Below are 25576 nucleotides of genomic sequence, written 5' to 3' on the forward strand. Positions count from 1 at the left end.
CGTGTGTGGGCCTGACCCGGGGGCCGGCGGCGGCCGACGGGCGTGTCCCAACGACGAGGTTAGCGCGACGCGGCGGTGCCTCGCGCCGGGACCACCGGCTCGTACTCGGCGCGCACCTGCGCCTGTGCTGCCGCGATCGCTTCCCTGAGCCGGCGGCGATTGTTCCACCGCCAAGCCAGGGAGGGGCGCCCCTCGCGATCAACCGCGGACAGGGCCAGCCCTGCGCCGACGGCGGCGGACCGCATCAGCCCAGACAGCGCTTCCTTACGCTCGTCCTGGCTCTCGACGGCCCAGACCGGGTTATTGACCAGTGCCAGCGGGACGTTGAGGACGGCCAGCACCGTGGCGCAGGTACGCGGCGCCCGACCGGTGGCCAGCCCGAGTCCGGCGGCCACGCTCACCGCTCCGCTGACGCGGGTGAGTAACTCGGCGTCAGAGTGCAGCACGGGCGGGACCCCGGCCTTCTCCAACCAGGGCTGCACCCGCTCGAACTTATCCGCATGCCGTTTGGGGCGGGCGAGGGCGTCAATGCCATCGGCGATGAAGGGGGCGGCAAGAGCCGGGCGGGCAACGGTGCGCAGAAGATCCATGTCACCCATCCTCGCGCACCGCGCCGCCCGTTGCCAGTAGTCCGGCCGAGGTAGCCGGCGGAGGTAACCGGGAATGCGCGGACGTCTCTCACCGTTAGGGTGCCTGATGAATGTTTCCCCAACCAGCTCAGTCCCGGGGCCTGCGCCCATCACCGATACGGGTGGTGGACTCGGCCTGCTGCCGGACGCGGTGTTCGCTATGAGACCACTCGCACATGGGGTGGAGTCGCGAAGCACTTCCGGCGGGGGCGGGCTAGGCTCGTGGACGATGATGACGGACTCAGACAAACTCAGCCCTGCGGATCCGCCCGGTGGTATCACCCAGACGCCCGCGGAAGCCGGCTCCGACGAACTCGACCGTGCTCCGGCCGACGAGTCCGACGCGGCTCGCGCGGCCCGTTTCGAGGCCGATGCCCTGCCGTATCTGGATCAGCTTTACGGTGCGGCGCTGCGTATGACGCGCAACCCGGCTGACGCCGAGGACCTGGTCCAGGACACCTACGCGCGGGCCTTCGGTGCCTTCCACCAGTACCGGCCCGGGACCAACCTCAAGGCCTGGCTCTACCGGATTCTGACAAACACATTCATCAACACCTACCGCAAGAAACAGCGCGAGCCACTGCAGTCCGACGCCGACTCGGTTGAGGACTGGCAGCTGCATCGGGCAGCCTCCCACGACTCTGTGGGACTGCCCAGTGCGGAGAACCTCGCCCTGGACGAGCTGCCGGACGAGGAGATCAAGACGGCACTGGGAGAGCTCAGCGAGGACCGGCGTCTGGCCGTGTACCTCGCCGACGTTGAGGGATTCTCCTACAAGGAGATCGCCGACATCATGGGCACCCCCATCGGCACTGTCATGTCGCGCCTGCACCGTGGGCGGCGGCAACTGCGTGAGCTGCTGGCGGATCATGCCAGGCAGCTGGGCTATATCAGCGAGGAGAAGAAGCACTAATGGGTGAGAAGATCCCCACCGAACCCTGTTCGTGCTCCGAGGCACGCGCTCACCTGGAGCGGTTCCTCGACCACGAATGCGACCGCGATCTGGAGGCACGGCTGGCAGAGCACGTCGCCTCCTGCGAGCACTGCTCCCGCCAGGCCGACGCCGAGCGTCACCTGCGTGAGCTGGTGCGCTCCCGCTGCGCCGAGCAGGCGCCCGCCTCCCTGCGGGCGCGCGTGCTGGGCCAGCTATCGGCCGCGCGCATCACCACGGCGGGTGCCGCGGTCACGTCAGTGGCTGTGGCGGCTGTGGCCGCCGAGAGTCTCGAGCGCCGCTGACTCGTGCAGGCCGGGCGGGCGCGTGCAGCCAAGCCCCGCCAAGGCGTCGGTTGTGTCAGCGCTCACCGGCGCAGCCGAATTGCTCGGCTGGCAGTATCGGGGCGCGGTATGCGAAGATACCCGGAGTTCCGTGCCCCTCGGGGCGGATAAGAACCACCAGACATCAGGAGGCAGGAATGAGCAAGCGCGGTCGTAAGCGCCGTTCGCGCGCTAAGAACAGCGCCAACCACGGCAAGCGTCCCAACGCCTGAGCCGGGTTGCGCGAACCCCCAAGTATTTACGATCGGCCGACCACCCAAGCGGTGGTCGGCCGATCGTCATTCCGGACGAGTCCCCGGTGCAGGCCGACGAGCCCGGGCGGCGGCCGCGCGCCAAACGGCACTTCCCGCCTAAACCGCTCTAAAAGACGGAGCGCCCTGGTTGCCCTTGCGGTTCATCGCGGCGCGGGCACTCCCAGCCACTCGTACCAGCCGCGGTGCAGAACCAGCCAGGCCAGCAGTCCGTAGCCCGCCTGGCCCGGGTGCCGGCCCCCGTCGGAGACGACGTCCGAGAGCCACTGGTCGTGGTTGCGCAGCGGCTCGAAGGTCTCCACGTACGGGATACCGCGGCGCTGGCAAACTTCGCCGACTGCCCGTGACAGTGCGGCCGTGCCATCGGGGTCAGCGGTCGGCAGTGGCGGCGGACCTACTACGAAGCACGCGCGGTGCTCGCTGGTGGCCGTGTCTAGTACGTTCGCGATGGCCAGGCGGGAGCGGGCGTGGGAGACGCCGGCCAGCACGTCTGCGACTCCCAGGCCGATAACTAGCCGGTTGACGCCGGAACTGGTGGTGCGGCGGGCCACCTCGCTCTGCCAGCGCTCTGCAAGCCGGGCAGTCGTCTCGCCCGGAACTGCCAGCGTGTTCCACATGATGCCGAGCTCGCGGGGGGTGCGTGCCATTACCCGGCCGGTCCATCCCAGGGCGCGGGCATCCCCGTAGCCGGAGACCAGTTCGTCGCCAATGAAGCACAGGCTCGTTTCGTCCATGGGCACCCGCTCAGCTCCTTCCCACACGGCAGTTGCACGCCGGTGAAGTCGTCCTCGGGCGCTTGGGTCCCGAGCAGGATCCATCCTGCCATTGCCGACGCCGACGGCCGCGCACCACCTACGCCGCGTCCAGGTGATACCGTGCCAGCACTATGCGACGACACGCTCGCCGGGCGCACGGACGCCCCACCCGCTCCGGTGCCGAATCAGACCACCCTCACCCTGAGTCCACTCGCCTGTGTGCCGGGGGCCGACCGTGAGGGAGTGGCTCATGATCGCCGTCGGCGTGCTGCTGACGGCCGGAACCGCCCTATTCGTCGCCGGGGAGTTCTCCCTGGTGGCCCTGGATCCCTCTACGGTGGAAACCCGCGCCGTCGCCGGCGACCGGGGCGCCACCAGGGTCCGCCGGGCCCTGAGCCGGCTGTCCACGCTGCTGTCCGGTGCGCAGGTCGGTATCACCCTGACCACGATCCTGCTGGGGTACACCATGCAGGCGGCGCTGGCGACGCTGCTGACGGGCCTGATGTCCACCTGGCTGGCGCAGTCCGTGGCTACAGGCGTAGCGGCGACTGCCGCCCTGGTCATCGTCAATGCCTTTTCCATGGTGGTGGGTGAGCTCATCCCCAAGAACGCCACCCTGTCAGACCCGATGGCCGCCGCGCGCGCCGTCACCCCCTTCCTGACGGCCTTCACCACGGCACTCAGGCCGGTCATCGCGGTTCTCAACGGCACCGCCAACCGGGTGCTGCACCGGATCGGGATCGAACCCGCCGAGGAGATCAGCGGCACGCGCTCAGCCTCCGAGCTGGCTGCACTAGTGCGGCACAGCGCCGCGGAGGGCGTCCTAGACGTCTCCACCGCCACGCTGCTGACGCGCTCCATTGGTGTGGGCGAGCTGACCGCAGTCGACGTCATGACCGACCGGGGCCGCCTGCGCGCCCTGGCCGAGAACGACACCGCCGCCGACGTCGTCGCCCTGGCGCGCACCACCGGCCATTCCCGCTTCCCCGTGATCGGTGATGACAGCGACGACGTGCTCGGCATCGTGCACCTGCGCCGCGCCATCGCCGTGCCCTACGGCAAGCGGGCGGAGGTGCCGGTGACGTCCTCCTCCCTGATGACCCCCGCCCCCCGGGTGCCGGAGACCATGCCACTGGCCTCGCTGCTGGTGGAGCTGCGTGACACGGGCAGCCAGATGGCGCTCGTGGTAGACGAATACGGTGGCACCGCCGGCGTGGTCACGCTCGAGGACGCCGTGGAGGAGATAGTCGGTGATGTGGCCGATGAGCACGACCGGCGTCGCTCCGGCGCCCACGCCGATGCGTCGGGGGACTGGCGCGTGCCCGGGTGGCTGCGTCCGGACGAGCTGGCCGACCGTGCCGGCGTGTTCGTTCCCGACGACGGCCCCTACGAGACCCTGGCCGGGCTGGTCATGACCGAGCTCGGTCGTATCCCGGAGGTCGGCGACGCCGTGACCACGCCGCAGGCAGTGCTCACGGTGCAGGCCATGGAGGGGCGCCGCATCACCCGGCTGCGCGTGCATCCCCTGGCCGCACCTGAAAGCGTCGGCATGGAGCAGGGTGAGGCGGACGCGACCGCCGGGGGAGCGGAGACGGGGAAATGAGTACCTCCCTCGCGCTGCTCCTGACGGTGGCGCTGCTGGCCGGAAACGCGTTTTTTGTGGCTGCGGAGTTCGCCGTCACCTCCTCGCGGCGAGCCCGGCTGGAACCGCTGGCACAGGCCGGGGACCGGCGCGCCGCCACCGCCTTGTGGGCGCTACAGCATGTTTCTCGCATGCTCGCGACCGCCCAGCTAGGAGTGACCGTCTGCTCCACCGGCCTGGGTGTGGTTGCCGAGCCGGCCATCGCCCACCTGCTGACCCCCCTGCTCACCCGGGTGGGCGTTGGCGCCGTCGGGGCGCATGCAATCGCCGTGGTGGCGGCCCTGGTGATTGTGGTTTACGCACACGTCGTCATCGGGGAGATGGTGCCCAAGAACCTTTCAATCTCCGCGCCCGAGACTGCCGCCCGGTGGATCGTGCCGACGCTGGTGCGCCTGTCGCGGGTGCTCGGTCCGGTGATCACCGGCCTGAACGGCTTCGCCAACGGGGTGCTGCACTTGTGCGGCATCGAAACCAGGGAGGAGGTCTCCGCGGCCTTCAATGCCGCTGAGGTTGCCTCCATTGTGGAGCGCTCCACCGCGGAAGGGGTCCTGGACGACGAAACCGGGCTGCTTTCCGGCGCCCTGGAGTTCTCGGAGGAAACCGCCGGCAGCGTGATGGTGCCGGTCGGCTCACTGGTTACCCTGCCCACAGGCTGCACGCCCAAGGACGTGGAGCACGCGGTGGCTGCTACGGGCTACTCCCGTTTCCCGGTGGTGAGACAGCCCCAGGTCACCGCTCCCGGCTCCCGGCCCGGCCAGGCGCCGACCGGCGCGCCCGCGCAAGGCCGAGACGCGGACAGGCCGGATGCGGGAATCCTCGGGTACCTGCACCTGAAGGACGTGCTGTACGCCGATGAGGCGGAACGGGCGCGGCCCGTGCCCCCGTGGCGGGTACGCGCGCTCGTGCCGGTTCATGCCGATGACGAGGTTGAGGACGTACTGGCCTCAATGCAACGCTCCGGCGCGCACCTGGGCCGCGTCCAGGACGAGTCCGGCACGACGCTGGGCGTGGTATTCCTGGAGGACATTCTCGAGGAGCTCGTCGGTGAGGTGCATGACTCAATGCAGCGGGAGGACCATCGCCGCCGTGACCTGGGGCAGGGATGATCCCGCAGGAGATGTGACCGTCGTCCTGGTAATGGCGGATCACGGCTGGTTAAAGTGCACCGGTCGGTCGCGACGGCGGCCGCGAGCACTACCTCTGGAGGCACTGCGTGGCCGAACAGCCCATGACGCGGCGGCAACGTCGTGACGCAGAACGCGCTGCGGAACGCGAGCGGGAGCCCGGCGCACAATCCGCTCCACCGGTGTCACCGGCTCCCGCGCCGCAGGAGCTCACCCCGGCTCCCGTCCAGGTCGATACCTACCGGAGCCCATCCGGCGTCGGCATGGGCGCGCGCCAACCCGGGGGCCGTCGGTACAGCTACGCGGGAACAGTGGGGCGGCTGGGCGTGCTGGCAGTCCTAGCCCTGGTGACTGTGGTGGCTCCTTTGACTCTGAGCCTTCCCACCGGTCCGCAGGCGGTCGCCGCCCTGGGTGCCAGCAGCACGAATCCGACCGGCGTGGGAACCACCGACCCCTCCTCCTCGATCGCGGCCGCAGTACTCGGTTCCGACGCCGATGTCGATACCGACTCCGAGCTGTCCAACGTGCCCGACGCCGCCACCCTGGCCCGGATCCGCGAGGCGTATGAGAATGCCTCCGCAACTTGCGCCGCACAGACCTCCGGCGCCTCCGGCGACACTGCGGCATTCAACTCCGCCCCGGAGCTGTTCTACCCCATGATCGAGGGCACCTACACGGTCTCGTCCCCGTACGGCTACCGGCTGCACCCGACCCTGGGATACATGAAGCTCCACGCGGGACAGGACTACGCCGCCTCCGCCGGCACTCCCATCTACGCGGTCGCCGCCGGCACAGTCGTGGAGGCCGGCATGTCAGGCAGTACCGGCACTGTCACTATCGAGCATGAGCTCGACGGCGAGACCTGGTACACCAGCTACCTGCACATGTATGAGGACGGCATTTACGTATCCAAGGGGGACCAGGTAGAGGCGGGCCAGCTGATCGCCGGCGTCGGCTCCACCGGCTACTCCACGGGCCCGCACCTGCACTTCGAGGTGCGTACGGCCAACAACACCGAGGACTCCTCGACCGTCGACCCAGAGGAGTGGCTGGCGGAGCACACCGCCGTCGAGCTGACCACGGACTGCGCCTGACCGCTTGCACCCACCGCCCTGCAGCCATCCGAACGAGCCGCACAGGAAGCCGATAATGTCACCCTCTTACCGTTGCGCCGTCGTCGCCCACCGGGGCGGTGGCGGGGAGGCTCCGGAGAACACCTGGAGCGCCGTAGAGCACGTGGCCGGGCTCGGCCTGACCTGGATGGAAACCGACCTGCGGGCCACCGCAGACGGCGTGGTCGTGCTCTCCCATGACGCCGACATGGCGCGCACGACGGGGGACCCCCGACGCATCGCAGAGCTGACGTGGGACGAACTGGCACGAGTAGACGCCGGCGATGGGCGCGCCCCCGTGCGCCTGGACGAGGCACTGGCCGCCCACCCCGGCATCCGCTTCAACGTCGACTTGAAGGACTCCGGCGTCGTGCAGCCTGCACTCCAGGCGGTACGCGAGGCCGACGCCCTGGAACGGGTGCGCTTCGCCTCCTTCTCCGCCCGTCGCCTGGCGGTGCTGCGCCGCCAAGAGCCGCGGGCAACTACCTCGCTGGGGGTGGGTGACGTGGCCGGGCTTATGCTGCTCAGCGAGGCGGCCGTGCCGGTGCCGCACACGCGCTGGGCCTGGACCAACGGGCGGGTCGACGCCGTCCAGGTCCCCCTCCGCTTCCACCGCGTGCCCGTGGTCACTCGCCGCTTCATCGCCCAGGCTCACACCGCCGGGCTGGAAGTGCACGTGTGGACCGTAGACGACCCCGAGCAGATGCGCTCGCTGGCCGCGCGCGGAGTCGACGCCATCATCACCGATCATCCCGCCCTCGCGCTGGAAGTACTCGGCTGACGCACGGCGCCCGGGCGCGCCGTCACCCCCGGTGGGTGCCGCATGATGCCAAGGCTGTGACACTGCGGTGGTTGGGGGTGAGAATCAGGGCATGACCGCGCCCAGTCCTCCGCCGCACGCCTCCACCCAGCACGTCGCCTCCACCCCGATCGCCGTCCCAGCCGGGCAGACCGGGCCCCGCGTGGATACCTCCGCGGGAGCGGTGCGCGGGGTATGGCGCAGCATCGTCTCCGCTCCCGATCGGATCGGCCCCGCCGCCCGGTACGAGCGCTCCGCAGCCTTCTACGGCATCCCGTACGCCGAGGCGCCGACGGGGGACCGGCGCTTCCTGGCGCCCGTGCGCCGCAAGCCCTGGAGCGGCGAGCGCGCCGCCGTCCTGCCCGCGGCCACGCCACAGCGCGGTTCGATCTTCGCCGACCCGGCCATCCCCGAGCCGAGCGTGCCCGGCGACGACTTCCTCACCCTCAACGTCTTCACCCCCGCGCCGGGGGCCGAGGACGCAGGCCTGCCGGTGCTGGTGTGGATCCACGGCGGCGGCTGGACCTCCGGCTCCCACAACTCGCCCTGGTATGACGGCGCCGCCTTCAACCGCGACGGCGTGGTCACCGTGTCGGTCGCCTACCGGCTCGGTTTCGACGGGTACGGATACATCCCCGACTCCGACGCCCCCTACAACCGGGCGGTTCTGGACCAGGTCATGGCCCTGGAGTGGGTGCGTGACAACATCGCCCGCTTCGGTGGCGACCCCGCCAAGGTGACGATCGGCGGGCAGAGCGCCGGCGGCGGCAACAGCCTGGCGCTCCTGTCCGTGCCGCGCGCCCGGGGTCTGTTCCGCGGCGTGATCTCCGAGTCCGGCGCAGTCACGGACCTGCCGGCCGCACGCAACGCGGACAATGCCGCTCGCATGGCCGCGGCCCTCGGCGTAGAGGCGACGCTCGCGGGGTTCCGGTCCTGCAGCTATGACGATGTCTTCGCCGCGCAGAACGCCCTGGACGCCGTCGAGGATCGCGCCGACGACGGCGGTGCCGCTGCAGCCGGACCGGACCCCGTCGGTGCGGTAGCCGGGGTGCTGGCGGGCATCGGCAAGCCCGATACGGGTATCCCATTCAGTCCGACCGTGGACGGTGAGATCATCAGTGCCCCGATCCGCCAGGCCCTGCGCCGGGGAGACGGGGCGCAGGTCCCGATCCTCGCCGGCTCGACCACGCACGACTTCGCCTTAGCCGGCATGGCATACGCCGAGGCGATGGCCGGGCGCAACCCGCGCGAGGTGCTGGTGGCCGGCGGCATGAGCGGGTCGATGGCTGACCGGTTGCTTGCCGCGCACCCCGAGCATGCCGACGCCCCGCACATGGTGATCGGCAACCTCATCTCGGACGCGACCTTTCATATCCCGCTCGCCGGGTGGTTCCTGGTCCGCGCCGCGCACGCCGAGGCGGCGGGCACGAGTGCCACCGGCGCGGCCGGTCGGGCCGAGTCAGGTGCGGGCATCCTCGGCGGTGGGCCGGATACCGAGGAAGCCGCCGACAGCTACGCCTACGACTTCAGCTACTGCGGTGGGAGTGCGGGACTGGCTACGCACTGCATGGAGATCCCCTTCGTCTTCGACTGCCTGGGCGAGCCCTACTGTGAGCACACGCTCGGAGCGTCGCCGCCGCAGGCGCTCGCGGACGCGATGCATTCGGCCTGGGTGAGTTTCATCGAGACCGGTGAGCCCGGCTGGGAGCCTTGGACGGGGCGAAGTATCGGCCGGCGCTTCGGTGACAACCGCTCCGGGGAGCTGACCGTGGCCGCGGACCGCGTCATCTTCGATACCGACCGAGACCTCGCCGCCGGCGCGCGCTGATCGCAGTGCAGTAGCGTGCGGGGAACGCCGAGGCCCGGCCCTGACGTACAACAACCCGACCTGTCTTGTGCCTATTTGGCTTGCCAGCGAGAAACGTCGCGGGCACAATAGAGGGGAGCCACCCGGTGGCATACGGATGGCTCCCCGACGCAGGCGGTTCAGTTGAGCCACCTGCCGAGGGCATCCACAAGGACACCAATGGCCCGGATCAGTTGAGCGAGTGATTCGAACAGTTCGCTCAGCTTCCGGGCTATTCCCTTGTCCTTGTGGACTTTGGCATGTCGGCCTTTCGGCTTGGACATGGCCCCCACCTCCCTCCTGGCTCCTACCTTCTCGGCCAAGGACATTGAGTGTTCCGAGAGGAGGTGCCGGAGAAGGCATGTTCAGCGTAACAGCGGCCACCAACGCGCGACGATGCCTTGAGCTGCCAAGGACTCAGAGGCATTCTGTTACAGCGTCCCTCAGGATCGACGAAGCCCCCGCCGACTCGGGATCGGGCGGGGGCTTCGGCCTGGTGCCCCGGACAGGATTCGAACCTGCGATCCTTGGACCGGACGGTGAGCTACCCGCATGTCGCGGTACGGTCTCGGTAACAATCAGGGATAGGTGGGATGGTGCCCGGCCGGGCGCCCTCCCACCCCGGCTCGCCGACGCACCACCGCCAGCAGGCCCGCAGGCCGGGGCAGTCAGACGCCCCGCACCTGCTGAGGACAGGCAGGACCGACCTGCGGTCCCCAAGACAGGAGCACCACCTTGCGCTACGCAGCTACCAGCGGCGGAGAACTGATCAGCATCGAAAAATACGCGGCTAGTCCCAACACACCCCAGGCGCTGACCTGCCCGGGCCAGGCACCCGACGGCAGACCCTGCCGCGCCACCGCCTGGGCCAAGGCACTGAACTCCCCGTACGTCCGACCCCACTTCGCCGCCAAGGAACACATCACCGACTGCGACGAGGGAGAAGCCGCGGTACGAGCCAGAAAAGGCCACCGCGACGGATCCACAACCACCCGCACCCGCCATGAGGGGCCGACACTGCTGCTCATCACGCCCAGCTCCACACCGGGCAAGGACACCAGGACGCCCACTACCCGCACCAAGGCCTCCGGACGTCCCATGGCCACAGCCATCACAGGCCCCGCCAGCAGACGATCCGCCCCCACCGCGAGAAAAGTCCCATTGGCGTTGCTGCTCGCCCGCGCCCTCAGCGGCCGCCTCGACCCCGAAACAACCCTTGCGCTGCCCGACAAGACCAGAGGGCCGGTCAGCCGACTCCTGATCCCCGCAAACACCCTCACCAAAGACCACGACGGTCTGCACGCGTGCTTCTACGGCCGAGTCACCGACTACGCCGAGAACACCGCAACGCGCAGTGTCTTCCTGAACCTCAAGCCCCGGCCCGGCACCAGCCGAAGAAACACTGCCGGCTTTATGATCCGTGAGGACCAGGCCCCCAGCGTCCAGGACAACCTCGACGCCAGCATCGGTGACCTCGTAGACCACCACGTCATCGTCATCGGCGCCCTGCGCGTATCCGCCAACAGGGGCAGTCTCTACATCGTCCTCGACGACACCGACTCCATCGCCTACCAGCGCTGACAGCTTCACGGCCTGCTTATGAACAGGGAAGGGCTCATTGCAATGGCCGGATCGACGAAGCCCCCGCCGACTCGGGATCGGGCGGGGGCTCGGGGCCGGTGCCCCGGACAGGATTCGAACCTGCGACCTTCTGCTCCGGAGGCAGACGCTCTATCCACTGAGCTACCGGGGCCCGAGGCGTGACTGTACCAGCGTTCGGGCGCTGGACGGAAACTGGCGTCCTGTGGTGTTCGCCGACGTGTACGCCCGGGTGTTCACCCGTTACCCGTAAGTGTGAGCACCACCAGCGCCAGATTGAGCACGATGATGAGCGTCGCCGCCGCGCGGGAGGTCCAGCGCAGTAGAGCGCCGTCGCGCCACCGTCCCATGACCTGCTCCGAGCCGGTGGCCTGCATCAGCGGCACGATCGCGAGCGGGATCCCAAAGGAAAGCACCACCTGGCTGAGCACGAGTGCCCAGGTGGGCTCGGCCCCTACGGCGATGATGATCAGCGCGGGCACAAGCGTGACCGCTCGGCGCGCCAAAAGCGGTACGCGGATATGCAGCAGGCCCGCCATGATCTCGCTGCCGGCATAGGCGCCCACCGACGTCGATGCCAGCCCGGACGCCAACAGTCCAATGGCGAACACGACGCCTACGGCCGGCCCCAGTGAGGCGGTGATGGCGGCGTGCGCCCCCTCGATCGTGTCGGTGCCGTCTGCGCCGGACAGGGCGGAGGCGGCCAGTAGCAGCAGGGCAATGTTGACGCCGCCGGCCAGCGCCAGCGCCCAGATCACGTCTACGCGCGTGGCGCGGATAAGCCGGCCGGTACGCGTCTGCCCGGAGGAGGCGCCGTCGCCATTGGGGGTACCGCCGGAAGTGGCGGGTGCGCCGTCGTCTGGAATTGGGGTGGCGCCGTCGGCCTGGCGTTCGGCGTGCCCCTCACCGATCTCCTCGTGGTGGTCGCGCACCAGGGAGGAATGCAGGTAGATGGCGTGTGGCATGACGGTGGCGCCGAGCATGGAGGCGGCCACCAGCAGGCTGCCCGATCCCTGCAGGCGGGGGATGAGGCCGGCGAAGGTCTCGCCCCAGTCGGGTGGGGCGATGAGCAGCCCGCCCACGAAGCCGATCGTCACTACCACCAGGAGCGCCACCACGGCCCCCTCGAAGGTGCGTTGGCTGCGGCGCTCCTGCAGGGCCAGCAGCAGCATGGAGACGGCGCCGATGATCACGCCGCCGGTCAGCAGCGGGATGTTGAACAGCAGGTGCAGGGCGACGGCGCCGCCGATCACCTCGGCCAGGTCAGTGGCGGCGGCGACCAGCTCCGCCTGTGCCCAGTAGGCCAGGCGCGGGCCACGGCCGAGCCGGTCCCCGAGCACCTGCGGCAGCGAGCGGCCGGTGACGATACCGAGCTTGGCGCTCTGGTACTGGATCAGCACAGCCATGGCGTTTGCCAGTACCAGCACCCACACCAGCGTGTAGCCGTAGCGGGCGCCGGCGGTGATGTTAGCCGCCACGTTGCCGGGGTCCACGTAGGCGACCGCGGCAACGAAGGCCGGGCCCAGCAGGGCCAGCAGCCGGTGCCGGGGCGGGCGCGACTTGGGTGCGTGCTTGCGCACGATGTCGTCGACGGCGTCGGGGGTGTTGCCGGGAACGGACACGGTCGACCTCCTCACATGGTTTCGGGTAGCCGAAACTCTACTACTTTGTGGGGGCGCTTGCGCCGGCAGGCGTGGTGAGGCGGTGTCGACTGGCGCCTGTGCGCAACTCGTGCCGGTCTCGGCGCTTCGAGTCGGATTGCTGGGGTGTCAACGTGAGTCGCCTCGGGGTGGTCGATAGACCTCTTGACATACGTGAATCTTCACGTATATTTGTACGGGAGATTCGACGTACATTGGGGGTCGTCATGGAACCGGTTCCTCTCGCCGTGGTGCCGCAGCCCGGAAATGCCCGAGATGCCGAGAAGTTCGTGGGGCGCGTTGCGGTCAGTGACCGCGCCCGCAAGCGGCTGTTGGCGGGGGTGAATCTCCTGCTCACGGACCCCAGGCGCATGGGCAAGACTTACTGGCTGCACACATTCGCTGCCAGGGAGGCGGCCTTCCGGCCGTACTTCATCGACTACGAGGGCGTGGGGACTACGGATCGCTTCCTCGCGGTGACCGCAGAGGGGCTGCGTGGGAACCCGGAGCTGCCGGTGCGGGTTCGCGAGGTCCTCAAAACGGTGTTCGACCACGTCGATACTGTTGGTGTTCCCGGATTGACTCTCAAGACCTACCACCGCCAGACCCCGCCGCTGGACCTGCTCACCAAGATCCTTGCAGCGCTGGACCAAGGCGATGACTCAGCCATCCCGCTGATCCTCATGGATGAGGTACCCATAGCAGTCGACAATATTGCACGCAACGAAGGTACGCAGGCGGCTAAAGAGCTTTTGCAGACTCTGCGTCGGCTCAGGCAGAAGTACACCCGAGTGCGCTGGATCGTCACCGGCTCTATCGGCTTCCATCACGTGCTTGAACAAGCGGGGACTACCAGTGGCGATATTAACGACCTGGAGGCGCTGCACCTCGGGCCCATGCCCGATGCTGAGGCGCGCGAGCTAGCGCAAGCGCTTCTCCGTGGCATTGAGCAGATGCCTTCCGATCGTGTTGTCGCTGAGCTGGTAGAGGTGGCGGGAGGTGTCCCCTTCATAATGCACGCCGTTGCCCGCAGCCTTGATAGGGCTGGGGGAACGCTTGGGCCGCAGGAGGTCAGGGAGGCCTTCGAGGACATCATTGATGATCCGGACGACTTCCGGCATCTGAAACACTTCGAGGAGCGGGTGCGCGTGTACTACGGGCAGAACGCGCGGCTCGCCGCGCGAGTGCTCAGCGCTACGGCTACGGCCGCACCGCGGGCGTGGGTTCCACTGACTGAGGCCCTGGAAGACGATGCCTCGGAAGAGCTGGATGAGGTTGTTGAGCTGCTGTGCAGCGACCATTACCTTGAGCGTCGCGGCTCGCGTGTGCGCTGGCGTTATCCGGCATTCGCCTACATCTGGGCACGTAAGCACAATCTCCTGGAGCGTCCATGACCACGATCTCCCGATACACCCCCTCCACTATGCCCGGTGAGCAGCTCGAGCGCCTGTTCGTGGCGCGCGAGCGGATCCTGGCCCGCCTCGTGGAGCGCGTGGAGGCGCTGGGAACTACTCCGAGCCCGCATCACACCCTCCTGGTTGGGCCGCGGGGGGCTGGCAAGACGCACCTCATCGCCCTGGTTGCACATCGCGCCCGCCGCCTGACCGAGGGCGGCCAACGAATGCGCATAGCGTGGTTGCCCGAGGACCCATGGACGATCGCGTCCTACGGGAGACTACTGGCGGCCATCCTTGACGCGGCGGGTGAGGAGGCCGACTCGCATCTCAGCGAAGACCAGCTCGATGCGCAACTGCGCGCCTCGCTGCGTACCAACGGCCCGGTACTGCTGCTCATGGAGAACGTGGACCAGGTTCTTAATGCGATTGGCGACCTGGGTCAGCAGCGCCTGCGGAATCTCTTCCAGACCGAATCCGGCATCCTCTTGATCGGTTCCACGACGACGCTGGACCGGACGCTCGCCGATGAGGCCTTCCCCTTCTTCGACTTCTTCGACACGATCCGCCTTGAGCCATTCTCTGCCCAGGAGGCCCAGGACATGCTGCGGGCTCTCGCCCACGAGGGCGGGGACAGCGCGCTGGAGGAGCGGCTGGAAGAGCCCGACGCCGTCGCGCGTATTCATACCATTTCGCATTTGGCGGGTGGTCAACCACGGTTGTGGGCACTGCTCGGCAGCGTGCTGACAGTGGACCAGGTGGATAACATCACCGACCTTCTGCTCACCCGCTTCGACGATCTCACTCCCTATTACCAGGAGCGGCTCGCACGGCTCTCGCCGCAGCAGCGGCTCGTCGTCGCCGAACTCGCGACGGCCGACAGGCCACTGCCGGTCAAGGCGATTGCCGAGCGAGTAGGTGCGGATCAGCGCAGCGTGGCCAAGTCGGTAAGTGATCTCGTGGATCAGGGCTGGCTCGCCGCGGTCTCAACCCCGTTCGCCCATCTGCTCGACCGGCGCAGGACCTACTACGAGCTGGCCGAGCCGCTGGCTCGTCTCGCCTTCCAGATCAAGGAGTCCCGTGGTGAGCCGCTTAAGCTCATTATTGAGTTCCTGGTCAACTGGTTCGATGCCGAGGAGCTGCAGGCATCGAGTGAAACTGAGTACGCCAGCGCTGCGATGGAAATGATCGACCAGGATGAGACGCTCAGCCTTGTGCGCGGCCTGACGAGCCTTCCGGCTGTGCGCCGCCCTTCGCTCGCCCTTCTAGGCCGGGTTGAGGATGCACTTGCTGCTCTCGCCGGCGGAGATGCCGAGCCGGTTATGAGCCTGCCAAGCACGCTGCGGCAGGCAATAGAACTGCGCTATGGCGAGGAAGACGGCATCACTGACATGCGACTGATGCTGCTTGAGCGGGCGCTGACGGAAGTGGGGAATGTTCCGCAGGCGGACTCGCAGGCGGCATGGCTGTCTCGCGCTGAACGGCTCGACGTCGAGGCGCTGTCTCCGCAAAGCCGCCTAATGCATATGCGTTGGCTGGCCGCCGGCTGGCGTCTGGATGAGGCCGACGCGGCACTCTCTACGATTCCGCCGGGGACTGAGCATGTTGATGGTCAGGAGGCGCTCGCTGCCGCGTACCAGGCCTCAGGGCGGGTGATCGAGGCCGTCAAGTTGTACGAGCAGGTAGTTCAGGACCGCCTGCAGCTGCTGGGACCGGACCACTCCGACACCCTGGCCAGCCGCAACAACCTCGCTTACGCCTACAAGGAGGCGGGCAGGCTGGAGGAGGCTATCGAACTGTGCGAGCAGGTCCTGCATGACCGCCTGCGCATCCTTGGCCCCGACCACCCCCAAACCTTGACCAGCCGCAACAACCTCGCCGCCGCCTACCAGGAGGCGGGCAGGCTGGAGCAGGCTATCGAACTGTACGAGCAGGTCCTGCAGGACCGCCTGCGCATTCTGGGACCCGACCATCCCCACACCCTGGCCATCCGCAACAACCTCGCCGCCGCCTACCAGGAGGCGGGCAGGCTGGAGGAGGCCATCGAACTGTACGAGCAGGTGCTGCACGACAGCCTGCGCATCCTTGGCCCCGACCACCCCGACACCCTGGCCATCCGCAACAACCTCGCCGCCGCCTACCAGGAGGCGGGCAGGCTGGAGGAGGCCATCGAACTGTACGAGCAGGTCCTGCAGGACCGCCTGCGCGTCCTGGGGCCCGACCACCCCGACACCCTGGCCATCCGCAACAATCTCGCCTACGCCTACCAGGAGGCGGGCAGGCTGGAGGAGGCCATCGACCTGTGCGAGCAGGTGCTGCACGACAGCCTGCGCATCCTGGGACCCGACCACCCCCAAACCCTGATCAGCCGCAACAATCTCGCCTACGCCTACCAGGAGGCGGGCAGGCTGGAGGAGGCCATCGACCTGTGCGAGCAGGTGCTGCACGACAGCCTGCGCATCCTGGGACCCGACCACCCCCAAACCCTGATCAGCCGCAACAACCTCGCCTACGCCTACCAGGAGGCGGGCAGGCTGGAGGAGACTATCGACCTGTACGAGCAGGTCCTGCAGGACCGCCTGCGCATTCTGGGACCCGACCACCCCGACACCCTGGACAGCCGCCACAACCTCGCCTACGCCTACCACTTGGCAGGGCGTCCGGAGGACGCCGAGAAGCTGCTGGAGCAGTGGCCCTCCGGGAGCTGACGCACGCCCTCCCGGGCGCCCGGCGGCATGACCGAGCCATATAGACCGGTCTGGGTGCGTTACTTGTGCCGGTTTCGGCGGGTCGGGGCGGTGCCGGTACGCTGGCGCGCGTGACCCCCGAAGAGCTCGCCGAAGCGATCCGCAACGTCCTCCTCGCCGCCGCCAGCGACGGCAGCCTCGCCCTGCCCGTGGAGGAGGTGCCGGTCCCCAAGGTCGAGCGCCCCCGCTCCCGCGAGCACGGCGACTGGGCCACCAACGTCGCCATGCAGCTGGCCAAGAAGGCCGGCACCAACCCGCGCGCCCTGGCCCAGTTGCTGGCCGAGCGCGTGGGCGCCCTGGACGGCGTCGCCTCTGCCGAGGTCGCCGGCCCCGGCTTCCTCAACATCCGCCTGGACGCCGCCAGTGCCGGCGAGCTCGCCCGCACCATTCTCAACGCCGGCACCGCCTACGGCACCAACGACTCCCTGGCCGGCCAGCACATCAACCTCGAGTACGTCTCCGCCAACCCGACCGGCCCGGTGCACCTGGGCGGGGCCCGGTGGGCCGCCGTCGGCGACTCCCTTGCCCGCATCATGGCCGCCTGCGGTGCCGAGGTCACCCGCGAGTACTACTTCAACGACCACGGCACCCAGATCGACCGCTTCGCCCGCTCCCTGCTCGCCGCCGCCCGCGGCCAGGAGACCCCCGAGGACGGCTACGGCGGCTCCTACATCGGCGAGATCGCCGCCCGGGTAACCGCGGACGAGACCGCCGCCGGCCGCCCCGACCCCGCCACCCTGCCCGACGCAGAGGCCACTGAGGTGTTCCGCGCCCGCGGCGTCGACCTCATGTTCGCCGCCGTCAAGGCCGAGCTGCACGCCTTCCGCACCGACTTCGACGTCTTCTTCCACGAGGACTCCCTGCACACCTCCGGCGCCGTCGACCGCGCCATCGGCCGCCTGCGTGAGCGCGGCGTCATCTTCGAGGCCGACGGCGCCACCTGGCTGCGCACCACCGACTTCGGCGACGACAAGGACCGCGTCCTGATCAAGTCCGACGGCGACCCCGCATACTTCGCCGCCGACGTCGCCTACTACCTGGACAAGCGCGCCCGCGGCGCCGACTGCGCCATCTACCTGCTGGGCGCCGACCACCACGGCTACATCGGCCGCATGATGGCCATGTGCGCCGCCTACGGCGACGAGCCCGGCGTCAACATGCAGATCATCATCGGCCAGCTGGTCAACCTAGTGCGTGACGGGCAGCCGGTGCGCATGTCCAAGCGTGCCGGCACCGTGGTCACCCTGGAGGACCTGGTCGACGCCGTGGGCGTGGACGCCGCCCGCTACGCGCTCGCTCGCTCCTCCATGGACTCCATGATCGACATCGACCTGAACCTGCTGGCCTCCACATCCAACGACAACCCCGTCTACTACGTCCAGTACGCCCACGCCCGCATTCGCTCGGTGGCCCGCAACGCCATCGAGCGGGGCGTGACCCGCGAGGCCGGCTTCGACCCCGCCCAGCTGGACACCCCCCACGACGCCCAGCTGCTGGGTGTACTCGCCCAGTACCCGGCCATCGTCGCCCAGGCCGCCGCCCTGCGTGAGCAGCACCGCGTGGCCCGCTACCTGGAGACGCTCGCCGCCGCCTACCACACCTGGTACGGCGCCACCCGCGTCACCCCGCGCGGTGACGACCCGGTCGACGCCGGGCACGTCGCCCGCCTGTGGGTCAACGACGCCGTCGGCCAGGTCATCGCCAACGGGCTCGGCCTGCTGGGCGTGAGTGCTCCGGAGCGCATGTGATGAGCGCCGTACCCGCGGGCGAGGCCCCCCTCGGCGCCCTGGTCGCCCCCGATCCCGAGGCGCGTCCGGACCTGTGGCCATGGTCTGCCCGGCGCGGCGCCGACGGCGCCCTTGAGATCGGCGAGCGCAGTGTGGGGGAGATCCTCGCCGACGCCCCCACTCCAGTGTTTGTCCTGGACGAGGCCGACCTGCGCGGCCGCGCCGCCACCTGGGCCGCCGCCATGGCCGAGGAGTTCTGGCCCGACTACGGCATGAACGGCGGCCAGGCCTACTACGCCGGCAAGGCCTTCCTCACCACCCGCGTGGCCCGCACGGTCCTGGCCGAGGGCATGGGCATCGACACCGCCTCCGCCGGGGAACTGGCCGTGGGCGTCGCCGCGCTGGCCGCCGTCGACGGCGAGGCCGCCACCGCCCACGCCACTCGGCTGGGCCTGCACGGCAACGGCAAGACCCGTGCCGAGATCCGCACCGCGCTCGCCCACCGGGTCGGCCACCTGGTCCTGGACTCGGTCGAGGAGATCGAGCTGGCGGCCGCCGCCGTGCGGGAGCTGCGCGAGTCCGGCCACTACGCTCCCGAGGAGACCGGCTCGGTCATGCTGCGCCTGACCACCGGCATCCACGCCGGCGGGCACGAGTACATCTCCACCGCCCACGAGGACCAGAAGTTCGGCATCTCCGTGGCCACCGGTGCTGCGCTCGAGGCCGCCCGCGCCGTCGTCGCCGCACCCGAGCTGGACCTGCACGGGCTGCACTCCCACATCGGCTCCCAGATCTTCGACCTGGCCGGATTCCGTGAGGCCGTCGGCGTCGTGCTGCGCCTGCGCCACCAGATCGCCGAGGACACCGGCGTGGTGTGCGAGGAGGTGGACCTGGGCGGCGGCTACGGGATCGCCTACACCGGCGCCGACCCCGTCGCCCCGTCCCCGGCGGACATCGCCCGCACCCTGGCCGAGGCGGTCCGCGACCTGTGTGCCGAACTGGGCGACGCCGTCCCACATGTTTCCGTGGAACCGGGCCGCTCGATAGCCGGGCCGGCCATGGTCACCCTGTACACGGTGACCGGGCTCAAGCATGTGGAGCTGGGGGAGGGGACCGCCCGCCTGTACGTGAGCGTAGACGGCGGCATGAGCGACAACATCCGCCCTGCGTTGTACGACGCCGCCTACACGGCCCTGGTGGCCAACCGGCGCCCCGACCCGGGGGCTGGGCTGGTGCGGGCGCGCGTGGTCGGAAAGCACTGCGAGAGCGGCGACGTGGTGGTACGCGACGTGGACCTGCCCGCCGACCTTGCGGTCGGAGACGTGCTGGCGGTTCCGGCCACCGGCGCCTACGGGCGCTCCATGGCCAGCAACTACAACCTGTTCACCCGGCCCGGCGTCGCCTGGGTTGAGGACGGTCGGCAGGGCTGGGTGCTGCGCCCGGAGACCATCGCCGACCTACTCGCCCTGGAGAGGGACTAAGCCGACGGTCCTGCCGGGTCGAGTGCGCTCAGCCCCTGCGCGCGGGCGGCGGCCAGGCGCGCGTTATGGGTGAGGACCGTGACCGGGTCGCGCGGGTCATTCAGGATGAGGGCTGTGGCCAGGTGAATCGCATCCAGGGAGGCTAGGGATCGGACCGGTTCGCTCGTGCGTGGCCTCTCGGATGAGACCTTCACGCAGCAGACGCTCGTAGGGAGTCTCCTCGGGATTGATCGGTACCAGGCGGGCGACTGGGCGCCCGCGGTCGGTGATGGTGACGGGATGCCCGGAGGAGACGACGTCGGCCACGATCCGCCCGGAGAGTCGTTAAGGGAAGACCCCTACTCCCTGAGGAGGAGGCGTAGGGGTCGGAATTCCACCCCGGGGACGTACTGCGTGAGTGAGATATTCCTTACGGTCGGGTTATGGACATGACGCGCTCTTCCCTGGAGACCCCGCCCCGGCGTGGGGGCGCTATGACGAGCCTGTGGATCACCGCCGCGGCACCGTCGGGCGGGGAAGCGACGGCATGCTGGCGGTCTGGGCGCTGGCGACCTGCATACTGGTCGGCCTGCTGCTGGTGGTAGCCATCACCCCGTCCCTGTACACCGCCTCGGGGCTAGCGCTGAGCCTGTCGGCGCTGGCCGGCTGGAGTGCACTAAGTGCGAGGGTGGTGCGGGGCCTGCGCTGAAATCTGCCCCGACCGATCTCGGCACGTAACGTCTACCGATCTCGGCGTGTGGAGGGAGAGGGAAGTGAGCGAGAGGAGGTGACGCCGTCGCTCACCAAGCCGGAGAGGCACCAAAGCCCTGGCGCCGCCTATGCTGTGCCGAGTCATGCTCGCCCGCCCCGGCGAGCCCGTACGCACTCGAGGTGGTTCCCGTGAAACAGCAGGCAGCCCAGGAAACGGCACAGTCGATCCCGCCGGCCGCGCCGCGGCCGCAGCGCCCCACGCTGCGCGTCGGCGTCCTCGGTTCCGGCACCGTCGGCACCCAGGTGATCCGCCTGCTGCTCGAACAGGCGGACGACTTCGCCGCCCGCTCCGGTGCCCGCCTGGAGATCACCGGCGTCGCCGTGCGCGACGTGGACGCCCCCCGAGACGAGGCCGTCCCGCGCGAGCTGCTCACCGACGACGCCCAATCCGTGGCCACCTCCAACGACATCGTCGTCGAACTCATCGGCGGCATCGAGCCGGCCCGCACCCTCATCCTGGCGGCCTTCGCCTCCGGAGCCAGCGTCATCACCGGCAACAAGGCCCTGATCGCCGCCCACGGCCCCGAGCTGTACGCGGCCGCCGCCGCGGCGAACACCGACTTCTACTACGAGGCCGCCGTCGCCGGCGCCATCCCCGTGGTCTACGCCCTGCGCGAGTCCATGGCAGGCGACCGCGTCACCAGCGTGCTCGGCATCGTCAACGGCACCACCAACTACATCCTGGACGAGATGAGCACTAAGGGCCTGTCCTTCGACGCTGCCCTCGCCGCCGCCCAGGAGCTCGGCTACGCCGAGGCCGACCCCACCGCCGACGTCGACGGGCTCGACGCCGCCGCCAAGGCCGCCATCATCGCCTCCCTCGCCTTCCATACGCGTGTCGGTCTCGACGACGTCGAGGTCGAGGGCATCCGCTCCATCACCGCCGACGACATCCGCGAGGCCCACGCCTCCGGCTGCGAGCTCAAGCTGCTGGCCATCGCCCAGCGCCGCGAGGACGAGCTGGCCAACGGCATCTCCGTGCGCGTGCACCCCGCCCTGGTGCCCGCCGACCACCCACTCGCCAGCGTCCACGGCGGCTTCAACGCCGTCCTGGTGGAGGCCGAGGCCGCCGGACGGCTCATGTTCTACGGCCAGGGCGCCGGCGGCACCCCCACCGCCTCCGCCGTGCTCTCCGACGTCGTCGCCGCCGCCGCCCACCGCGTCAACGGGGGACAGGCACCCCGCGAGTCCAGCTACGCCGACCTACCGATCCTGCCCCCGAGCAGGCGCTCACCCGCTACCAGATCCAACTGCGGGTGGCCGACGCGCCCGGCTCGCTGGCCGCAGTCGCCCAGGTATTCGGCGACCACGACGTCTCCATCAACTCGGTGCGGCAGGCCAGCTACGTAGACGTCGGCGACGAACTGGCGTTGGTAACCATCGTCACCCACGCCGCCCCGGTGGGCAGGCTTGAGGCCGCCGTGGACGGGCTGCGCGCCCAGGACCGCGTCGCCGAGGTTGTCTCCACCCGCCGCGTAGAGGGGCTGTGAAACCACATGCGACTGGCCAACGAGTGTGCGGCGGTGCGCGTGCCCGCCACCACCGCGAATATGGGCCCCGGCTTCGACTCCTTCGGGATGGCCTTCACCTACTACGACGAAGTTGAGGTCCGCCCGATCGTGGGCGCCACCAGTGTCACGGTAAAGGGCGTGGGGGAGGGCACTGTCCCCACCGACGACTCCAACCTGGTGGTACGGGCCCTGCGCGCAGGCCTGGACGCCGCCGGCGCACCCCAGGCGGGCTTCGAGATGCACTGCCTCAACCGCATCCCCCACGGCGGCGGCATGGGCTCCTCTGCAAGCGCAGCCGTTGCCGGCCTGATGCTCGCCCGTGGCCTGCTGTCCGACCCCGAGGCGCTGCCCGACGAGGAGGTATTCCGGATCGCCACCGGTTTTGAAGGCCACCCCGATAACGTCGCCCCAGCGGTATTCGGCGGCGCCACCGTCGCCTGGATCGAGGCCGACGGCACACCCCGCTCCGCGCCCATGCCGGTGGACGCGACCCTGGCAGTGAGCCTGCTGGTCCCGCCGTCTACCACCAGACTGAGCACCGAGGAGGCCCGCAAGGTCCTGCCCGCCTCCGTGCCGCGCGCCGACGCCCTGTTCAACACCTCCCGCGCCGCCATCCTCATGCTCGCCCTCGCGGGGCGCCCGGACCTGCTCATGGCGGGAACCGAGGACCGACTTCACCAGGAGTACCGGCGCGGCGTGCTGCCCGCATCCATGGCGGTGATGGACTCCCTGCGCGAACAGGGCTACCCGGCGGTCATCTCCGGTGCTGGCCCCACCGTGCTCGTCCTGGCGGATCTGTCTCAGCAGACCCGCTTCACCCTGGAACGGCACGGGTGGACGGTGCTGCGCCCCGGCATCGATCTGACCGGCGCCCAGCTGGTGGAGCCGTCGGCGCGATAAGGGCAAAGGAGACTAAACGGGAGAGGGTTCACATGCATCGGTATACCGATGCATGTGCAATGCCATCGGGTGGTCTGCTACTGTTTCCCCGGCGGCGAGCCGAAACGAAGCGGCGCGCCGCATGCGCACCAGGCTGAGGCCGCAGGCCCTGCCACGGTTCCTCGTCGGTGCACGACTTCATCCCGTGACATTCCGGGACAGTCCCAGATACATCTGCCACTTCAGGCTGATGTCCACACCGTTAGGACACTCGTGACCGAGATCTCCAGCGCTCGCCCTTCGCTGTCCACCATGCGACTGGCTGAACTCCAGCAGCTCGCTTCATCCATGGGCCTAAAGGGCACCTCACGTATGCGGAAGAGCGAACTAATCGCCGCCATCCGCGAGAACCAGAAAGACGCACCCGCGGCCGCGTCGGCCCCGGCCGCGCAGGCTCCAGAGCAGGGGCCCGGGAAACAATCAGGACAGAGCGAGCCATCCGCACCGGCGCGCCGCCGCGGTCGGCCCGCGCCCGCCGCCGATGAGGCCGTCGAGTCCGAATCTGCGCAGGAGGAGACGGGCACTGCGGCAGCGTCGGTCGGCCGCTCCGCCCCGGCCCGCTCCCGGCGCCGTGTGACTGCAGCGGCCGGTGCTCCCAAGGACGCCCCGGCGGCTGCGGATGCGCCCCTGACCCTCGACCTGCCCCAGCACGCCACCTCGGCCCAGGACGGTGCCCAGGCGCCCGCGCACCCAGACCGGGCCGCAGCGCAGTCAGGGCCCGCAGGTGCCCGTGACGGATCCCGGCGTCCCCGGCGCCGAGCCCAGTCGTCCCCCGGCGCTCCTGAGCGCCGCCACGGCTTCGAGCTGCCTGGTGCGGACCACACTGACGCCAAGGCGGCACTCATGCGGGACCTGGCCGACGCCACCGGCACCCCCGCGGTAGAGCCGAGCGAGCGCCGTCGCCGCGGCGCCAGCGACTGGGACGAGCAGGTGGACGAGGACACCCGCGGCCCACGCCGTCGGCGCGGCCGCAAGCGCCGGGACCGGGACGGCCGAGGCGACTACGACGGCAACCAGGACCGGGGGCAGCAGGCCCGCGAGGAGGAGGTCCTGCTACCGGTCGCCGGTATCCTCGACATGGCTGACCACCAGCACGCCTACCTGCGCACCTCCGGCTACCTGCCCGGCCCCAAGGACGTGTACGTCAGCGGCCAGCAGATCAAGGAGAACGGTCTGCGCGCCGGCGACGCGATCACCGGGTGGGTACGCGAGAACGGCGACAACAACGTCGGCCCCGGCGGGGGCTCCGGCCGCGGCCGCCGCCAGAACCGCGCCAACCGCTTGAAGTACAAGCCGCTGGTCTCCGTGGAGACCATCAATGGCATGGACCCCGAGCGGGCGGGGCGCCGTCCCGAGTTCACCAAGCTCACCCCCCTGTACCCCCAGGAACAGCTGCGCCTGGAGACCACCCCGAAGGCCCTGACCCCACGCGTAATCGACCTGGTCTCACCCATCGGCAAGGGCCAGCGCGGCCTGATCGTCTCCCCGCCCAAGGCCGGCAAGACGATCATCCTGCAGCAGATCGCCAACGCGATAGCCGTTAACAACCCCGAGGCACACCTGATGGTGGTGCTGGTCGATGAGCGCCCCGAGGAGGTCACCGACATGCAGCGCACGGTCAAGGGGGAGGTCATCGCCTCCACCTTCGACCGGCCCGCATCCGACCACACCACCGTCGCGGAGCTCGCCATCGAGCGCGCCAAGCGGCTGGTCGAGCTGGGACAGGACGTGGTGGTGCTGCTCGACTCCATCACCCGCCTGGGACGCGCCTACAACCTGGCCGCACCCGCCTCCGGGCGCATCCTGTCCGGTGGTGTGGACGCCAGTGCCCTGTACCCGCCCAAGCGCTTCTTCGGCGCCGCCCGCAACATCGAGAACGGCGGCAGCCTGACCATCCTGGCCACCGCCCTGGTGGAGACCGGCTCGAAGATGGATGAGGTCATCTTCGAGGAGTTCAAGGGCACCGGCAACATGGAGCTGCGACTGTCGCGGCAGCTGGCCGAGCGGCGCGTCTTCCCCGCTGTCGACGTCGCCGCATCCTCCACGCGCCGCGAGGAGCTGCTCATCGACCCGGCCCAGCTGAAGATCATGTGGCGGCTGCGGCGGCTGTTCTCCGGACTGGAGCAGCAGCAGGCCCTGGAGCTGGTGCTCGGCAAGCTCAAGGAGACCCAGTCCAACGCGGAATTCCTCATGGTCATCTCAAAGACCACGCCGCAGGGCACCTCCCTGGCGGACGCCGACGACGATTCCAAGCTGGCCTGACCCGCCACGTCCGCTCACCTCGCCCACCGCTACCGTGCTGCGTCTCACCCGGTGCGCGCGTTGTGGGGGCCGAGGTGGGCTGGCAGAATATCC

General features: G+C 69.4%; 21 protein-coding genes, 1 tRNA gene and 2 pseudogenes. 17 read left to right on the top strand and 7 right to left on the bottom strand.

Features of this window, described 5'->3' with window-relative positions:
- Positions 1-59: 59 nt before the first annotated feature.
- Positions 60-590, bottom strand: a complete 531-nt coding sequence (locus CWT12_RS04175) for a DoxX family protein (protein WP_161923824.1) — start codon at positions 588-590, stop codon at positions 60-62.
- 271 nt (positions 591-861) lie between these two features.
- Between CWT12_RS04175 and CWT12_RS04180 the strand changes: the two genes are divergently transcribed.
- From CWT12_RS04180 to CWT12_RS14650, 3 genes are all read left to right on the top strand, one after another.
- Entirely contained in the window at positions 862-1542 is a 681-nt protein-coding gene (locus CWT12_RS04180) for a sigma-70 family RNA polymerase sigma factor (RefSeq protein WP_161925287.1), read from the top strand.
- Positions 1542-1865, top strand: coding sequence for a mycothiol system anti-sigma-R factor (rsrA, locus tag CWT12_RS04185; RefSeq protein ID WP_161923825.1), 324 nt, complete (start codon positions 1542-1544; stop codon positions 1863-1865). Before CWT12_RS04180 ends, rsrA begins: the two co-directional genes overlap by 1 nt.
- Positions 1866-2041: 176 nt before the next feature.
- Entirely contained in the window at positions 2042-2116 is a 75-nt protein-coding gene (locus tag CWT12_RS14650; protein ID WP_425425768.1) for a 50S ribosomal protein bL37, read from the top strand.
- A gap of 182 nt (positions 2117-2298) precedes the next feature.
- Here CWT12_RS14650 and CWT12_RS04190 read toward each other — a convergent pair whose 3' ends face one another.
- Positions 2299-2889: a GDSL-type esterase/lipase family protein gene (locus CWT12_RS04190; RefSeq protein ID WP_161923826.1), complete on the bottom strand. Its 591-nt coding sequence runs from the start codon at positions 2887-2889 to the stop codon at positions 2299-2301.
- Between the two features lie 256 nt (positions 2890-3145).
- On the opposite strand from CWT12_RS04190, the gene CWT12_RS04195 reads away from it, so the two are divergent.
- From CWT12_RS04195 to CWT12_RS04215, 5 genes are all read left to right on the top strand, one after another.
- Positions 3146-4513 carry a hemolysin family protein gene (locus CWT12_RS04195; protein WP_202616272.1) on the top strand — a complete coding sequence of 456 codons (1368 nt, stop codon included), beginning with the start codon at positions 3146-3148 and terminating at the stop codon, positions 4511-4513.
- Positions 4510-5658 carry a hemolysin family protein gene (locus CWT12_RS04200; protein WP_161923828.1) on the top strand — a complete coding sequence of 383 codons (1149 nt, stop codon included), beginning with the start codon at positions 4510-4512 and terminating at the stop codon, positions 5656-5658. The genes CWT12_RS04195 and CWT12_RS04200 overlap by 4 nt, the downstream gene beginning before the upstream one ends.
- A 200-nt stretch (positions 5659-5858) precedes the next feature.
- Positions 5859-6770, top strand: a complete 912-nt coding sequence (locus CWT12_RS04205) for a M23 family metallopeptidase (RefSeq protein WP_237564305.1) — start codon at positions 5859-5861, stop codon at positions 6768-6770.
- 55 nt (positions 6771-6825) lie between these two features.
- Entirely contained in the window at positions 6826-7569 is a 744-nt protein-coding gene (locus CWT12_RS04210; RefSeq protein ID WP_161923829.1) for a glycerophosphodiester phosphodiesterase, read from the top strand.
- Positions 7570-7660: 91 nt separating this feature from the next.
- A complete protein-coding gene (locus CWT12_RS04215; RefSeq protein ID WP_161923830.1) occupies positions 7661-9415 on the top strand; it encodes a carboxylesterase/lipase family protein in 1755 nt (584 codons plus the stop codon).
- 158 nt (positions 9416-9573) lie between these two features.
- Here the strand turns inward: CWT12_RS04215 and CWT12_RS13385 are convergent, their stop codons facing one another.
- Complete coding sequence (locus CWT12_RS13385; RefSeq protein ID WP_202616358.1) at positions 9574-9762, bottom strand: hypothetical protein; 189 nt, start codon at positions 9760-9762, stop codon at positions 9574-9576.
- Between the two features lie 406 nt (positions 9763-10168).
- Between CWT12_RS13385 and CWT12_RS04220 the strand changes: the two genes are divergently transcribed.
- Positions 10169-11014, top strand: a complete 846-nt coding sequence (locus CWT12_RS04220; protein ID WP_161923831.1) for a hypothetical protein — start codon at positions 10169-10171, stop codon at positions 11012-11014.
- A 99-nt stretch (positions 11015-11113) separates the two neighbouring features.
- Here CWT12_RS04220 and CWT12_RS04225 read toward each other — a convergent pair.
- Positions 11114-11186: transfer RNA gene (locus tag CWT12_RS04225), tRNA-Arg, on the bottom strand.
- An 82-nt stretch (positions 11187-11268) separates the two neighbouring features.
- Positions 11269-12612, bottom strand: a complete 1344-nt coding sequence (locus CWT12_RS04230; RefSeq protein WP_161925289.1) for an Nramp family divalent metal transporter — start codon at positions 12610-12612, stop codon at positions 11269-11271.
- Between the two features lie 287 nt (positions 12613-12899).
- On the opposite strand from CWT12_RS04230, the gene CWT12_RS04235 reads away from it, so the two are divergent.
- From CWT12_RS04235 to lysA, 4 genes are all read left to right on the top strand, one after another.
- Positions 12900-14066, top strand: a complete 1167-nt coding sequence (locus tag CWT12_RS04235) for a hypothetical protein (protein WP_161923832.1) — start codon at positions 12900-12902, stop codon at positions 14064-14066.
- A complete protein-coding gene (locus CWT12_RS04240) occupies positions 14063-16774 on the top strand; it encodes an ATP-binding protein (RefSeq protein WP_237564306.1) in 2712 nt (903 codons plus the stop codon). The genes CWT12_RS04235 and CWT12_RS04240 overlap by 4 nt, the downstream gene beginning before the upstream one ends.
- 110 nt (positions 16775-16884) lie before the next feature.
- On the top strand, positions 16885-18561 hold the full coding sequence (argS, locus tag CWT12_RS04245) for an arginine--tRNA ligase (RefSeq protein WP_161923833.1): 1677 nt from the start codon (positions 16885-16887) through the stop codon (positions 18559-18561).
- Positions 18561-20021, top strand: a complete 1461-nt coding sequence (lysA, locus tag CWT12_RS04250; RefSeq protein ID WP_442862543.1) for a diaminopimelate decarboxylase — start codon at positions 18561-18563, stop codon at positions 20019-20021. Before argS ends, lysA begins: the two co-directional genes overlap by 1 nt.
- Here the strand turns inward: lysA and CWT12_RS04255 are convergent.
- Positions 20018-20215, bottom strand: coding sequence for a hypothetical protein (locus CWT12_RS04255; RefSeq protein ID WP_237564437.1), 198 nt, complete (start codon positions 20213-20215; stop codon positions 20018-20020). The genes lysA and CWT12_RS04255 overlap by 4 nt on opposite strands.
- Before the next feature lie 37 nt (positions 20216-20252).
- A pseudogene (locus CWT12_RS13820) lies at positions 20253-20327 on the bottom strand (type II toxin-antitoxin system Phd/YefM family antitoxin); the annotation flags it as partial.
- A gap of 178 nt (positions 20328-20505) precedes the next feature.
- Between CWT12_RS13820 and CWT12_RS04265 the strand changes: the two are divergent.
- The 4 genes and pseudogenes from CWT12_RS04265 (at position 20506) to rho (ending at position 25483) form a co-directional block, all read left to right on the top strand.
- Positions 20506-20709, top strand: coding sequence for a hypothetical protein (locus tag CWT12_RS04265; RefSeq protein WP_161923835.1), 204 nt, complete (start codon positions 20506-20508; stop codon positions 20707-20709).
- 227 nt (positions 20710-20936) lie between these two features.
- Positions 20937-22261, top strand: a pseudogene (locus CWT12_RS04270) (homoserine dehydrogenase).
- A gap of 6 nt (positions 22262-22267) precedes the next feature.
- Complete coding sequence (thrB, locus tag CWT12_RS04275; RefSeq protein ID WP_161923836.1) at positions 22268-23182, top strand: homoserine kinase; 915 nt, start codon at positions 22268-22270, stop codon at positions 23180-23182.
- Positions 23183-23434: 252 nt separating this feature from the next.
- On the top strand, positions 23435-25483 hold the full coding sequence (rho, locus tag CWT12_RS04280; RefSeq protein ID WP_161923837.1) for a transcription termination factor Rho: 2049 nt from the start codon (positions 23435-23437) through the stop codon (positions 25481-25483).
- Positions 25484-25576: the final 93 nt, after the last annotated feature.

Source organism: Actinomyces sp. 432 (genome assembly GCF_009930875.1).
Classification (GTDB): domain Bacteria; phylum Actinomycetota; class Actinomycetes; order Actinomycetales; family Actinomycetaceae; genus Actinomyces.

Bases quoted from the DNA above. Each gene is read 5' to 3' on its own strand.
- CWT12_RS04180 (WP_161925287.1), top strand. From the start codon at position 862: ATGACGGACTCAGACAAACTCAGCCCTGCGGATCCGCCCGGTGGTATC.
- CWT12_RS04215 (WP_161923830.1), top strand. From the start codon at position 7,661: ATGACCGCGCCCAGTCCTCCGCCGCACGCCTCCACCCAGCACGTCGCC.
- lysA (WP_442862543.1), top strand. From the start codon at position 18,561: ATGAGCGCCGTACCCGCGGGCGAGGCCCCCCTCGGCGCCCTGGTCGCC.
- CWT12_RS04210 (WP_161923829.1), top strand. From the start codon at position 6,826: ATGTCACCCTCTTACCGTTGCGCCGTCGTCGCCCACCGGGGCGGTGGC.
- CWT12_RS13385 (WP_202616358.1), bottom strand. From the start codon at position 9,762: ATGTCCTTGGCCGAGAAGGTAGGAGCCAGGAGGGAGGTGGGGGCCATG.
- CWT12_RS04235 (WP_161923832.1), top strand. From the start codon at position 12,900: ATGGAACCGGTTCCTCTCGCCGTGGTGCCGCAGCCCGGAAATGCCCGA.
- CWT12_RS04200 (WP_161923828.1), top strand. From the start codon at position 4,510: ATGAGTACCTCCCTCGCGCTGCTCCTGACGGTGGCGCTGCTGGCCGGA.
- CWT12_RS04240 (WP_237564306.1), top strand. From the start codon at position 14,063: ATGACCACGATCTCCCGATACACCCCCTCCACTATGCCCGGTGAGCAG.
- CWT12_RS04175 (WP_161923824.1), bottom strand. From the start codon at position 590: ATGGATCTTCTGCGCACCGTTGCCCGCCCGGCTCTTGCCGCCCCCTTC.
- CWT12_RS04190 (WP_161923826.1), bottom strand. From the start codon at position 2,889: ATGGACGAAACGAGCCTGTGCTTCATTGGCGACGAACTGGTCTCCGGC.
- rsrA (WP_161923825.1), top strand. From the start codon at position 1,542: ATGGGTGAGAAGATCCCCACCGAACCCTGTTCGTGCTCCGAGGCACGC.
- thrB (WP_161923836.1), top strand. From the start codon at position 22,268: ATGCGACTGGCCAACGAGTGTGCGGCGGTGCGCGTGCCCGCCACCACC.